This is a genomic window from Kitasatospora sp. NPDC002522 (genome assembly GCF_053595195.1).
Genome location: NZ_JBSFXE010000009.1, coordinates 73,603 through 86,446, shown reverse-complemented (window position 1 = coordinate 86,446; position 12,844 = coordinate 73,603). Strand labels below are relative to the sequence as shown.

General features: G+C 74.5%; 12 protein-coding genes. 4 read left to right on the top strand and 8 right to left on the bottom strand.

Going from position 1 to position 12,844, the window contains the following annotated elements:
* Positions 1-50: 50 nt before the first annotated feature.
* A complete protein-coding gene (locus ACWD4U_RS10000) occupies positions 51-827 on the top strand; it encodes an NAD-dependent epimerase/dehydratase family protein (RefSeq protein WP_363450541.1) in 777 nt (258 codons plus the stop codon).
* A 72-nt stretch (positions 828-899) separates the two neighbouring features.
* Here the strand turns inward: ACWD4U_RS10000 and ACWD4U_RS09995 are convergent, their stop codons facing one another.
* The 4 genes from ACWD4U_RS09995 to ACWD4U_RS09980 all read right to left on the bottom strand — a co-directional run bounded on the left by ACWD4U_RS09995 (position 900) and on the right by ACWD4U_RS09980 (position 5,203).
* Positions 900-2,537 (bottom strand): alkaline phosphatase D family protein, encoded by a 1,638-nt coding sequence (locus ACWD4U_RS09995; RefSeq protein WP_363450543.1) that lies wholly within the window; start codon positions 2,535-2,537, stop codon positions 900-902.
* Between the two features lie 229 nt (positions 2,538-2,766).
* A complete protein-coding gene (locus tag ACWD4U_RS09990; RefSeq protein WP_363450545.1) occupies positions 2,767-3,294 on the bottom strand; it encodes a hypothetical protein in 528 nt (175 codons plus the stop codon).
* A 200-nt stretch (positions 3,295-3,494) separates the two neighbouring features.
* Positions 3,495-4,088 (bottom strand): HNH endonuclease family protein, encoded by a 594-nt coding sequence (locus tag ACWD4U_RS09985; RefSeq protein ID WP_363450702.1) that lies wholly within the window; start codon positions 4,086-4,088, stop codon positions 3,495-3,497.
* A 515-nt stretch (positions 4,089-4,603) separates the two neighbouring features.
* A complete protein-coding gene (locus ACWD4U_RS09980) occupies positions 4,604-5,203 on the bottom strand; it encodes a DUF3885 domain-containing protein (protein WP_363450547.1) in 600 nt (199 codons plus the stop codon).
* 124 nt (positions 5,204-5,327) lie between these two features.
* On the opposite strand from ACWD4U_RS09980, the gene ACWD4U_RS09975 reads away from it, so the two are divergent.
* The gene (locus tag ACWD4U_RS09975) at positions 5,328-5,846 is read left to right on the top strand and encodes a hypothetical protein (RefSeq protein ID WP_363450549.1); all 519 of its coding nucleotides are present in this window, start codon (positions 5,328-5,330) and stop codon (positions 5,844-5,846) included.
* A 75-nt stretch (positions 5,847-5,921) separates the two neighbouring features.
* Here the strand turns inward: ACWD4U_RS09975 and ACWD4U_RS09970 are convergent, their stop codons facing one another.
* Positions 5,922-7,355, bottom strand: a complete 1,434-nt coding sequence (locus ACWD4U_RS09970) for a glycoside hydrolase family 6 protein (protein WP_363450551.1) — start codon at positions 7,353-7,355, stop codon at positions 5,922-5,924.
* Between the two features lie 405 nt (positions 7,356-7,760).
* Here ACWD4U_RS09970 and ACWD4U_RS09965 point away from each other — a divergent pair, with 405 nt between their 5' ends.
* Positions 7,761-8,450: an SDR family oxidoreductase gene (locus ACWD4U_RS09965; protein ID WP_363450553.1), complete on the top strand. Its 690-nt coding sequence runs from the start codon at positions 7,761-7,763 to the stop codon at positions 8,448-8,450.
* Between the two features lie 75 nt (positions 8,451-8,525).
* Complete coding sequence (locus ACWD4U_RS09960) at positions 8,526-8,810, top strand: hypothetical protein (RefSeq protein ID WP_449787156.1); 285 nt, start codon at positions 8,526-8,528, stop codon at positions 8,808-8,810.
* A 73-nt stretch (positions 8,811-8,883) separates the two neighbouring features.
* On the opposite strand, the gene ACWD4U_RS09955 is transcribed toward ACWD4U_RS09960, so the two are convergent.
* From ACWD4U_RS09955 to ACWD4U_RS09945, 3 genes are all read right to left on the bottom strand, one after another.
* Positions 8,884-10,716, bottom strand: coding sequence for an ABC transporter ATP-binding protein (locus tag ACWD4U_RS09955; protein ID WP_363450555.1), 1,833 nt, complete (start codon positions 10,714-10,716; stop codon positions 8,884-8,886).
* Positions 10,717-10,847: 131 nt separating this feature from the next.
* Positions 10,848-12,572, bottom strand: a complete 1,725-nt coding sequence (locus ACWD4U_RS09950) for an ABC transporter ATP-binding protein (RefSeq protein WP_363450557.1) — start codon at positions 12,570-12,572, stop codon at positions 10,848-10,850.
* Between the two features lie 108 nt (positions 12,573-12,680).
* Positions 12,681-12,806 carry a SapB/AmfS family lanthipeptide gene (locus ACWD4U_RS09945; protein ID WP_363450559.1) on the bottom strand — a complete coding sequence of 42 codons (126 nt, stop codon included), beginning with the start codon at positions 12,804-12,806 and terminating at the stop codon, positions 12,681-12,683.
* Positions 12,807-12,844 lie beyond the last annotated feature (38 nt).

Below are 12,844 nucleotides of genomic sequence, written 5' to 3'. Positions count from 1 at the left end.
TCCCTAGGGTGTCCACACCTGTGAACCACGTCCACTACTGTGGGGATGTCATGACACTGGTCCTGCTCACCGGTGCGGCCGGCGGCGTCGGCACCATGCTGCGCGAGCTGCTGCCCCCGCTCGGCTACCGGCTCCGCCTCGCCGACCTGAAGCCGATCCCGGACGCCCCGGACTCCCTCGCCTTCGACCTGCGCGACGCGGACGCGGTCCGCGCGGCGGTACGGGGCGTCGACGCGGTGGTCCACCTCGGCGGCATCTCGCTGGAGGACACCTTCGACAACATCCTCGGCAGCAACATCGAGGGCACCTTCCACCTGTACGAGGCGGTCCGCGCCGAGGGCGTGCGCCGGGTGGTCTTCGCCTCCTCCAACCACGCCGTCGGCTTCACCCCGCTCGACGGCGAGCTGCCGATCGGCACCGCGATCCCGCCCCGCCCGGACACCTACTACGGTCTGTCCAAGGTGTTCGGCGAGGGCCTGGCCTCGCTCTACGCCGACAAGTACGGGGTGGAGACGGTCTCCGTCCGGATCGGTTCCTGCTTCCCGGAGCCCCGCACCCCCCGGATGCTCGCCACCTGGCTCAGCCCCGGCGACTGCGCCCGCCTGGTGCACGCCGCACTCACCGCACCCGACGTCGGCCACACCGTGGTCAACGGCATCAGCGCCAACACCCGCGCCTGGTGGGACCTCTCCCCCGCCCGCGCCCTCGGCTACGCCCCCCAGGACGACGCCGAGGCCCACGCCCCCCGCATCCTCGCCGCCCACGGCGAACTGCCGCCCGACAGCGTCGACGCCCGCCTGCTCGGCGGCCACTTCACCACTCTCTAGCCCCGGGCGCGGAAACGGCGGCGGCCCGCCCGGTGCTCTCCGACCGGGCGGGCCGCTCCTGCTGACGCCGGGTCAGCCGGCCGGGGACCAGACCCGCTCGACCTGCTGGGTGCCGGTGCGGGTGCGGTAGGAGCGCGCCCACTTGGTGGTGGCGTCCGGGCGGGTGCGGTCGGACAGCACGTAGTAGTCCATCTGCGCCCGCTCGGGGGTGATGTCCAGGACGCCGTAGCCGTGCGAGTCCAGGTCGGTCCACTTGACGTGCCGGTTGGCGGCCTGGATCGCCGCGACGGCGACCAGCGACAGCGTCTGCGGGGCGACCTTCAGGAAGTCGTCGATGTTGTCCGAGGAGACCGAGGTGACCACGAACTCGGTCGCGGCGCTGCCCGAGGCCGGGTAGGTGGCGGCCTCGAACGGCACGTCGCAGGCCCACGCGGAGTGGATGTCGCCGGTCAGGAAGACGGTGTTGCCGATGCCGTTCGCCTTCAGGTGGCCGAGCAGCTCGCGCCGGTCGTGGGTGTAGCCGTCCCACTGGTCGACGTTGACGGCCAGGCCCTCGCCGGGCAGGCCGAGCAGCTGGGCGAGCGGTCGCAGCAGGTAGTCCGGGAGCGACAGGAAGGCGACCGGGGAGATCATCACCTCGTTGCCGATCAGCCGCCAGGTGGTGTCGGAGGCGGACAGCCCGGCCTTCAGCCAGTCCAGCTGGGCGCGGCCGGTCATGGTGCGGTCGGCGGAGTCGACGTCGCCGCTGCCGATCGAGGCCTGCTTGGACCGGTAGGAGCGCAGGTCGAGCAGGTGCAGGTCGGCCAACTTGCCGTAGCGCAGCCGCCGGTAGGTGGTGCCGGCGATGGACGGGCGGACCGGCATCCACTCGAAGTACGCCTGCTTCGCGGCGGCGACCCGGGCCGCCCAGTCGCCCTCGGTGCCGGGGGTGTGGTTCTCCGCGCCTCCGGACCAGGCGTCGTTGGCGAACTCGTGGTCGTCCCAGATCGCGATGGTCGGGACCGCGGCGTGCAGCGCCTGCAGGTCCGCGTCGGTCTTGTACTTGCCGTGCCGGGTGCGGTAGTCGGCCAGCGTGATGATCTCGTGGGCGGGCGCGTGCGGACGCACCACCGTGCCGCGGGCGGCGAACGCGCCGCTGGCGTACTCGTAGATGTAGTCGCCGAGGAAGAGGAAGGCGTCCAGGTCGCCGCGGGCCGCGAGGTGGCGGTAGGCGGAGAAGTAGCCGGCCTCCCAGTTGGCGCAGGAGGCCACACCCAGGCGCAGGTGGGCGACGGCGGCGTCGGCGGCGGGCGCGGTACGGGTCCGGCCGGTGGCGGAGGTCGCGCCGCCCGCCTGGAAGCGGTACCAGTAGGCGGTGTCGGCGCGCAGGCCGCGGACGTCGGCCTTGACGGTGTGGTCGGCGGCGGCGCTCGCGGTGACGCTGCCGGAGGCCACCAGGGTGGTGAAGTTCCGGTCGGCGGCGATCTGCCACACCACCTCGGTGTCCGGGCCGACGCCGGAGCCGGGCACCGCCTCGGGGACCGGGGTGACCCGGGTCCACAGCAGCACACCGTCGGAGAGCGGGTCACCGGACGCCACACCGTGCAGGAACTGCGGCACGGTGGCCGCCTCGGCGGTGGCACTCGCCCCCGCCAACGGCAGGGCCAGCGCACCGGCGGTCAGCGCCGCGGCCTTGATCACCCGGCGGCGCGCCGGACGGACGGGGGACACGGGTTCGAAGATCTCAGTCACACCACCCGACACTTACCCATGGGTAATGCCCGTGTCCAGAGCGACTCCTGACTGTTCGTCGGCTCTTCACCTCGGTGGCCGACGCCCCAACCGGACGCCCCGACCCGATGCTCCGGCCCGACGCTCCGGCGAGGCTCGCGGCGCGCGAACGCGTGCACTGGTGGCCGGTGACCGTGGCCTGCGGGCGGTCACCGGCCGGTCCGGGTGGTCAGCCGATGCCGGTGACGCTGAGCGCGGTGGTCCAGTTGTTCTTGATCGCACTGCGCGCGGCGGACAAGGTGATCCGCCCGTCGCAGACCGCGTTCTTGAGCTTGGTCTCGACGCCGTCCTTGGTGGTGGCGGTCTTGGTGCCCGAGTACGGCTCCGGCCACAGGTTCTTCGGGTCGCGCGGGGCGCCGCCGAGCTCGAGCGGGATGAAGTGGTCCTCCTCGTAGGCGGACAGCGAGGTGTTGGCGTAGCCGTAGTCCGCGATGCCCTGCACCTTGAGCGCGTTGGTGTAGGAGGTCGACGGACGGATGGTGGCCGTCCAGCCGGACACGCAGATCGTCGAGTGGATCGTCGACTGGGTGACGTCCGGGTTGTACACGCCGGGCGTGCACACCGGGTCGGGAAGCGGCAGGTACGACTGCGAGCAACCGGCGGCGTGGGCGCTGCCGGCGCCGAGGGTGAGTGCGCCGGCCACGAGTATCGGGCTGGCGGCGACGGCGGCGAGACGGCGGAGGGAACGATTCTGCACGGGGGCGCTCCTGGGCTCGGCGAAGGGGCGGGTGGCGGTGCCGAGTCAGCGTGGCAGCCCTCGATCTATGCGGGTAGACACTGGGCCGTGAAGACTGCATGGCCGTCACATGACAGCCGGTGCAGGCACGGTGAAGGCCCGTCAGCCGCCACACCCGGTCCCGCGCGGGGGCCGGGCACGACGGGCTGGGCGTGGGGGTGTCAGCAGCCGTTGAGCACGTTGGTCAGTGCGGTCTTCTCGGCGGAGTCGACGGACAGGTTGTAGTAGTACTTCACCTGGACCCAGGCCCGGACGTAGGTGCAGCGGTAGCCGATCACCGAGGGCAGCCACTCGGCCGGGTCCTTGTCGCCCTTGGCCTGGTTCACGTTGTCGGTGACCGCGATCAGCTGCGGGCGGACCAGGTCGTTGGCGAACGCCTGGCGCTGCGCGGTGGTCCAGGCGGAGGCCCCGGAGTCCCAGGCCTCGGCGAGCGGCACCAGGTGGTCGATGTCCAGGTCGGAGGCGGCGTGCCAGGTGGCGCCGTCGTACGGCGAGAACCAGGTGCCGGAGGTGGCGGCGCAGGAGGCGTCGGTCACCACGTTGGAGCCGTCGCGCTTGAGCACGGTCCCCCGGGTGTTGCAGCTGCCGGAGATGGTGATCCACAGCGGGAACAGCGAGCGGCTGTAGCCGGTGCGGTTCTCCGCCTTCACGGTCAGCGAGGCGAGGTAGGTCCGAGCCGTGGCGGCCGAGACCGGAGTGGGCAACGCGGCCTGGGCGGTGCCGGTGCCGGCGGTGACGGCGCCGGCCGCGAGTATCGAGGTGACGGCGACGGCGGCGAGACGACGGAAGAATCGGTTCTGCACGAGGGCGCTCCTGGGCTCGGCGAAGGGGCGGGCAGCGGTGCCGAGCCAGCGTGGCAGCCAGGGGTCTATGCGAGTAGATACCATCCCGTGAAGAACTCATGACCTTCACATGACCCTCGGTGCAAGCGATGTGAAGGCCCGTCAGGTGCTATCGACCTCGGCGGATTCCTCGCCACCGCCTACCCGCGCGTGCGCCACGGCGTTCGGCTCCGCCGGGAATGCAGGTCTCGACAGAGGCCCCCGCCCCGGTCAGCCCAGCGCGGATCGGCCGGCCGTCGCTACCGACTCGCCCCCCGCCATCGCCTCCCCGTGCTCGCACCACCGCCGACCCCACGGCGTCCGGCTTCCCGGCTCTCGACGTGGGACATCGCTCCGGTCGGCCCAGCACACGTCTGCGCGTTGACCGGCCGTCGCCGGGACTCGGCCTCCGCCTCCTCACCCCCGGGCCGTCCCGGAACCTCCTGGCGTCACATGCCGTCGGCGCGCGCGGAGAGCCAGTCGGCGTGGGCGGCGCGGAGGGCGTCCCTGATCTCGGTGCTGGGGGCGAAGACGTCGCCGCCGCCGTCGTAGGGGTGGTAGAGCCAGCGGAGGTCGGCCGGGGCCAGGGTGACGCCGGAGATCACGTCGTCCGCGACGAGGCGCAGCAGCGGGTCGAGCGCTTGGCGGGTGCGCGGGAGGCGGCTGACGTACTGGTGCTCGTAGCAGACGTCGGCGGGGTCGTAGTCGTCGTACACCCGGCTCGTCCAGTGGCGGGCACCCGGGTCGGCCCGACGGAGTTCGGCCGGCCGGTCGACCGGCGCGGGGTGGCCGTCCCAGTGCCGGGTCACCACGTACAACTCCGTTTCGTGCGGACCCAGTTGGTCGAGGATCGTGTGGTGCCGGCCGAGCAGCACGGCGTACTCAGCGTCGTTGTCGGCGTACCGCTTCGAGCCGGGGAGGCTGTGGAAGCGCACCCACCGGTCGCGGAGCGCGTACCGGCCCGGGAGGTGCTCGTCGTCGTCGGGCCACTGCCGCTCCCACCGCTCGGCGAGGGCGTCGAGGTCGCTGCTGAACGCGTCGTTGTCCACCGGGCCATGATCGGCCGTCAGCCGCCGCTGCGGTAGCCGATATTCGGGGCCCCCGCGGCGGCCGCCGTTGATCGACGGACACCTGCTGCTCGAGGGCCCGCGTCTGCGTGGCAGCATGCCGCGCATGACGAAAAGCGAGTACCCGGGGACGGCGGACGACGCGGCGCGGGCCTTGCGGGAGATCGCCCACAGTTGGGCGGACGGGCATCGGTACGACCCGCGCCTGTTGATACGGGCCGCCGTCGAGGCCGTCGTGGCCGGGGTGGACGCTCCCTCGCTGCCGCTGCTCGCCGGGCTGTTCCGCGGGGAGGAGGCGCAGGCCTCGGAGTTGTTCGGTCGGGTGGCCGACGAGCTGGGCTTCGGGTTCCATCCGCCCGAGGACTTCTGGGACGGGCGGCTGGCCCTCGCCCGGTGGTGGGCCGGCGAGATCGCCGACGGCTGGCTCGACCCCGTGGAGGGGGCCTGCCTCATCGTCGAACAGGTCGCCGAACAGTTCGGCGAGACCGCGGAGTTGGCCCCCATGGTCGCGCAGGTGGTCGCCCTTCAGGACCCGCTGGCCCCCCACGCCGAGATCACGGCCGCCATCGTGCGGGCCGCCCACGAGCTGCTGCTCCGGATTCCCGCGCCACCCGGCCGCCGCTGAGTGCACGCGGGCACCGAGAAGGGTTGCCCCGCCGGCCGCTGGGTGGGGGTGGCCGACGGGGCTGGGGAAGGGTGGTCAGGCGGTGGTGCAGGCGGTGCCGTTCAGGGTGAAGGTGTTCGGGGCGGTGTTGTTGGCGCTGAAGGTGCCCTGGACGCCGAAGTTGGTGGACGCGCCGGGGGCGAGCGGACCGTTGTAGCCGAGGTCGGCGGCGGTCACGGCGGCGCCGTTCTGGGTGACCTTGGCGTTCCAGCCGCTGGTGATCTTCTGGTCGCCGGGGTACGTCCAGCCGACCGTCCAGCCGGAGATCGCGGCGCTACCGGTGTTCTTCACCGTGACGTCGGCGGTGAAGCCTCCCGTCCAGGAGTTGGCGCGGTACGCGATCGAGCACGCGGCGTTCCCGGTCGGGGGCTGCGACGTCGGCGGCTTGGAGGTGGGCGGCTGCGAGGTGGGCGGCTGGGACGTCGGCGGCTGCGAGGACGGCGGGGCGCTCGGGTCGGCCGCGTTCACGGCCAACTGGTAGGCGATGTCGGGCAGGAAGGTGCCCGCCGCGCCCGCGCAGCCGTCGGCCTCGCCCGGCGGCTTGATCCACAGGAAGGCGTCGATCGCGGTGTCGCCGGTGGCGGCCGTCGGGTAGTTGCCGATCGCCCGGCCGGACGGGTCGCACCAGGCGCCGCCGCCTGGTGCACCGTTGCCGTTGCGACTGGTGTCGACGACGGCGTGCAGGTTGCCGGGGTTGCCCAGAGAGGAGAGGACGGCGTGGGCGTAGGAGGTCTCGTTGCCGGTGGCGTTGAAGTTCGAGACGTTGGTGAAGAAGCCGTCCGCTCCGAGGACGCCGGCGCTGCGCAGCCGGTTGGCCTGCTCGCCTGCGGCGTTCCACGCGGAGTGGCCGCCGTCGAGGTACACCTTGGCGTTGGGCGCGGCGGCCCGGATGGTGCCGACGGCGCGGGACAGCGAGGCGAAGCGGTCGTTCTGCTGCTGGGCGCTGAGGCAGGTGGTGAGCGAGATCGAGTCGGGTTCGAGGACCACGAGGGAACGCGAACTGCCCAGCCCGGCGGCGAACTTGCCCACCCAGGCGTCGTAGGAGGCGAGGTCCGGCGCGCCGCCGGCGGAGGCGCCGCCGCAGTCCCGGTTCGGGATCTCGTAGACCACCAGCACCGGCACCTGGCCGGCCGTGGCGGCGGCGCCGGTGACCGTGCGGACGTCGGAAGTGATGGTGTCAGGGCGGTAGTTGGCGAACCAGATGCCCTGCGGCTGGCTGGCGACCCGCTTGGAGATCACCGGCGTGCGGGAGTCGTTCGGGTTGGCGGCCACCCACTTGACCACCTGGGAGGCGGGGTCCTTGTAGAACTGGGTGCCCGCGGGCAGGCTGCCCTGGACGGCCGCACCGGCACCGCTCTGCGCGACGGTGACCAGGGCGACGGCGGCGGCCGCGGCCAGCAGCGGGACGGCGGCCGAACGGCTCCGGGCGGGCGGCACGGCGGCGCGGCGCCGGGTGGTGGGGGTGTGCACGGGGTCCTCCGTGGGGGCTCTCGGGTGGGAGAGGGTCGGTGGCCGGGGCGTCGTGGGAGCGCTCCCGCACCGGCCGCGGCCGATGCTAGCGGCCGCTTCGCCGGATCGGCAGGGGCCCTGCGGGAACGGAACACGCCACGGGTGGCCTGACATGGCGTCAACTACCGCGCCGAGGTGGGCACACGTCCGCGCACCGCCGCGTGAGGCGGGCTTGAACGTTTCATCGGCTGAGCCCGCGCGGGCCGCAGCCACGGCTTCGCTGCCGGTCCGCCGTCCACGACCTCGGCGGTGGGCGCCCACGCCCCGTCACTCGCGCGGCCTCCGTTCCCACCAACCCCCCTTGTGACCACGGGCTTTGGCCGGTTCGGGCGCTCCACGGACCCGGCGGCGGGGTATCTGTCGGGTATGGGAGCACATTTCGTGACGGGTGCCGGGTCCGGAATCGGGGCGGCGGTGGCCGGCCTGCTGGCCGGACGGGGGGAACGCCTCTGGCTGCTGGCGCGCAGTGATGCCGCGGCGACGCGGCTGCGCGAGCGCTTCCCGGGCAGCCGCACGGTGGTCGCCGACCTCGCGGTGCCCGGCCGCCTGTCCGAGGTGCTGGACGGCCAGGGGCTCCCGGCCCGGATCGACTCGCTGGTGCACGTCGCAGGAGTCGCCGAGTACGGGATGGTCGGGGAGACCGCGGCCGCGGTGTGGGCGGAGACCGTCGCGGTGAACCTGCTCGCCCCGGCGGAACTGACCCGCCTGCTCCTGCCCGCCCTCCGCGCGGCGCAGGGCCACGTCGTCTTCCTCAACTCCGGCGCGGGCCTGCACGCGCCCCCGGGACTGTCCGCGTACGCCGCCTCGAAGTTCGCGCTGAAGGCACTGGCGGAGGCGCTGCGCGCCGAGGAGCACGCGAACCGGGTCCGGGTCACCACGGTCTTCCCCGGCGAGGTCGACACGCCGATGCAACGCCGCCTGCACGAACGCTTCGGGCTCGCCTACGACCCGTCGGTGTGCCTGTCCGCGGAGTCGGTGGCGGCGGTCGTCGCGACGGCGCTGGACCACGGCGAGGCGGGAACGCTCAGCGACCTGATGCTCCGCCCCGGGGTCTGACCCCCGGGACGGAGCCGTCAGCGGCGGGTCGGGGCCGGTCGACCCTGCCGGGTCTACGAACGGTCAGCTGTCGCCGTGGCTCTGCCAGGCTGCGCGCTGGCGCAGCGCGATGCGGTTGCCGTCCGGGTCGACGGCTTCGATGCGGATGCCGAACGGGTAGTCCTCGCGGTGGCCGCCGGCGCGGCCACCCCGGCCCGGGCAGCGCTCGTGGGCGGCCGTCCCGGAGTCGTCTCCTGGCGCGAGGACGGCACTCCGCTCTCGGTCCTCGCGTTCACCGTCACCGACGGCCGGATCACCGCCATCACGGGAGTGGTCGACCCGGCCAAGCTCGCGCAGTTGAACCTGCCGGACCCGGCGTGAGCAGCCCCGTCACGGTGACTGCCGTGGCACGACGGGCGGCTCGCGGGCCGTGCCAACGCCCCCCGACGGACCGTCAGCGGCGGTTTCGCGTCGACCCGGTGCGGTTCGGTGCGGTCTCGGGGTGGACGCCCAGCAGTCTGCGGTAGTCGGGGCGCTCGGCGAGCAGGTCGCGGTGGGTGGCCACGTGCCAGCTCGTGCCGTCGAGGTAGACCACCCGGTCGGCGTGTTCGGCGGGGCCGGCGCGGTGGGTGACGGTGAGGAGGGAGCCGGGGCGGTGCCGGAACGCGTGGTCGACCCGGCGTTCGGCGACGGCGTCCAGGTGACTGGTCGCCTCGTCGAGGATCACCAGCCGGGCCGGGCTGAGGTAGGCGCGGACCAGGGCGACAAGTTGGCGCTCGCCGGGTGAGAGCGTCGCGGCCGAGATCTCGCCGTCGAGCCCGCCCCGACGGTCCGTCAGGTGCTCCGCGCCGAGTCGGTGGAGGGCGTCGGTGACGGCGGCGGGCGAGTGGTGCGGGGCGAGCCAGCGGAGGTTGTCCGCCAGCGGTCCGGTGAAGACGTACGGCTCCTGCGGCAGCAGCACCCGGAGCCGGGCCAGCTCGGCGGCGGGCAGGCGGTCGGCGCGGACTCCCGCGAGCAGGACCCGGCCCTGGTCTGGCGGCAACACGCCCGCCGCCAGGTCCGCCAGGGTGGACTTCCCGATGCCGGACGGGCCCACCACGGCGACGCTCTCGCCGTCGCCGAGGTCCAGGTCGAAGTCCCGCAGGACGGGCTCGGCCGCCGGTCCGTACGAGAAGCGCACGCCGAGCAGTCGCAGGTCGACCTGCGGGACGGCGGCAGCGGGCTGCCACTTCTCGCGGGACTCCCCCGGTCGCGCCTCCCCCGGGTGCGGCTCGCGGGGCGGTGGCGGCTTGGCCGAGCGGTTTCCTGACGGACCTTCAGGCATGGATGCGGTGGCGGCGAGTCGGGTGGCGGCCTCGGTCAGCCGGATCCAGGACGGGCCGAGGCCCTGGACGAGGAGGCGGAGCGCGGGTTCGAGGGTGCCCAGGAGGTAGGCGAGGACGCCGAGGAGGGCTCCGGTGGTCATTCCGTGGGCGATCAGGGTCGGGGCGGCCAGCACCACGGCGACGAGCGGACCGTGGACGCCGAGGGCGACCAGCAGGTGCCGGGTGGCGGCCAGGCGTGCGAGGGCCCGGCCGGCCGCCTCGTTGGCGGCGACGTCGGCGAGGACGCGGGCGAGGGCCGTCCGCTCGGCTCCGCAGGCGACCAGGTCGCGCAGGGCTGTGACGGTGTGCAGGGCGGACCGCGCGATGTCCTCCTCGGTAGCGAAGAGTTCGCGTTGCCGTCGGGCCGTGCGCGGGGTGAGCGTCGCGAAGGCGGCCAGCGCGAGCAGCAGCGGCCCCGCCACCGGCAGGACGGCAGCGGGCGCGAGGACGGCGGTGCCGGTGACCACGGCCGCGACGGTCAGCACCAGGTGGGCGACGAGCAGGAGTTGGCCCGCGAGGGTGTCGCGGACCGCCTCCACCTGGCGGGTCACCTGAGCGACCGCGAGGGCCGTCGCCCCGGTGGCGCGGCCGCGGGAGGCGGTGGCCCGGTGCAGCAGACCCGCAGCGGAGGCGACGAGCAGGCGGTCGCGGGCCGGTTCGACGATCCGCGCCAGCGGGCCGTACGAGCGGCGGGTCGCCCAGGCGGACAGCACCGCCGCCGCGGCGAACAGGACGAGCCAGCGCCAAGCGGCGTCCGGGCGGTGGGCCAGGAAGCCGTGGTCGACGGCCAGGGCCAGCGCCTTGCCGGACGCGACGGCGGGCGCGGCCGCGAGCACGGTCCAGCCGCCGAGCGCGAGCAACGCGGGGCCGCTGTCGGCGAGCGCGGAGCGCACCAGGCGCAGTCCGGACCGGCGCCCGCTCACCCGAGGCGCCCAACAGTCGCAGCCACTCCCCTGCTCCCGTCCACCGTCCAGCCTGCGCATCCGAGTCCTTGCCCCGTCGCGTCCGTCCGCCCGCCCCCCGGCAGCATCCGACGGTTCGGGGTGACTGGCCGTCATTCCTTGCTCTCCGTACAGCCGTTACCGGATTCGGCACCGCCGGTGAACAGCGCCCGGTAGGCCGGGTCACGCCAGAGGCGGTGGTGCGGGGCCGCGGCGCGCAGGCGTCCGCCGTCGAGCCAGGCGACCAGGTCGGCGTGGGCGGCGACGGCGGCGCTGCGGGTGGTGCTGAGGCGGGTCCGGCCGGCGGTGTGGGCGGCGAGGGTGTCCAGGACGGCGGTCTCGGTGGCCCGGTCGAGGGCGGCGGTGGCGTCGTCGAGCACCAGGAGGCGGAAGTCGCGGCACAACGCGCGGGCCAAGCCGACGCGTTGGCGCTCTCCCCCGGACATCGGCGCGTCGTCCAGCGGTGTGCGGTACCCGGCGGGCAGCCGTCGCAGGTGGGTATCGGCGCCCGCGGCGCGGGCCGCGTCGGCGATCCGCGCGTCGGGGATGCCGTCCTGACCGGCCGTCAGCGCCTCGGCGACGGTGGCGCCGAACAGCACGGGATCGCCGAAGGCGGTGGCGACGGCGGCTCGCAGGGCTTCCGGGTGGAGCGTGGCGAGGTCGGCGCCGTCCAGGGCCACCTCCCCGGTGTCGGGGCGGTCCAGTCCGGCGGCGAGGGATGCCACCGCGGCGGTCGCGGCATCGTCCGCGCCGACCACCGCCGTCCAGCGGCCCGCCGGGATCGTCAGGTCGAGCCCGTCGAGCAGCGGGCGGTCGCCGGTCCGCTTGCCGACACCGTGGAACCGCAGGCCGCCGTGGCCGTCCGGCAGCGGCAGCGTGCCCGGCGCGGCAACAGCCAGATCGAGCAGCGCGGCGGTCCGCGCCGCGCCGGACCGTGCCCGGGCCAGGTCGAGCAGGCTCTGGGCCGCACCGAAGCCGCCCAGGCCGAGGGTGGCGTACGCGGCGGCAGCGGCGAGTCCGCCGGGGCTGAGCCGGCCCGCGGCGAGTTCGGCGCCCGCGGCGGTCAGGACCGCCAGCTGGGTGGCGGGGGCGAGCAGGCCGACGGACCAGGCCGCATCGCGCTGACTGCGCCACAGTCCGTGGCCGTGGCGGGCCAGTTCGGGCAGCGGGTGCAGGATCCGGGCGAGTTCGGCGCGTTCGGTCCCGGCGGCGGCGATGCTGCGGCCGCCGGTCATCGCCTCCACCAGCCGGGTGGTGATCGCCGCCTGCGCGACCTGGTAGGCCTCGCCGTGGCCGGCGGTCCGGGCGCTCTGACGGCGGATCAGCAGCCATCCGGCGGGCGCGGCGAGGACGAAGGCCAGCGCGGGCAGCGGTGACAGCAGGGCCAGCCCGGTCACCGCGGCGGCGGCCGTGACGAGTTGGGCGGCGGTGTAGACGAGTGCGGGGCCGGCCAGCGCGGCCTGCGGGGCGCTGGCGGTCAGCCGGGCGGCGAGGTCTCCGGCCGGGCGGGCGGGTGCGCCCGGGCCCGCGGCGACGACCCGGCGGACCAGGTCGGAGCGCAGCCGGGCCGTCGTGTCGGCCGCGCCGCGCGGCCCGGCGTACTGCGCCCCGGCTTCGGCGACGGCGAGCAGGCCGACCAGTGCCAGCAGGGGCGTCACGCCGGCCGCCCCGCCGCCGGTCAGCATCCGGTCGACCGCCCGGGCGAGCACGGCGGGCAGCAGCAGGGTGGCCGTGGTGCTCGCCGCGACGGCGAGGGCCAGCGCGACGGTCCAGCGCCGCCCCCGGACGAGGACGGCGCGCAGCGGGCGGCGGCCGGGGACGGGACGGTCGGCGGGCACGGGCGCTCCCAGGTGTGGTGCGGCACGGTCGCCGATGCGCGGCGGCGCGGACGGCGGGCGGGCATGAGGGTGCCGGCCGTGCGGCGGACCGCACGGCCGGCGGGGTGCTCAGAGGCAGAGCAGGGTGCTGACGGTGCTGTTGGTGCAGTTGACCGCGCTCAGGGAGCTGAGGACCGAGCGGAACTCGGTGGTCTCCTCGGGGGTCTCCAGCGCCTGCAGGCTGAGGATCGCCATGGCTTTCTCCTTCTCTTCCCGGGTGGTGCGGTGGGTTT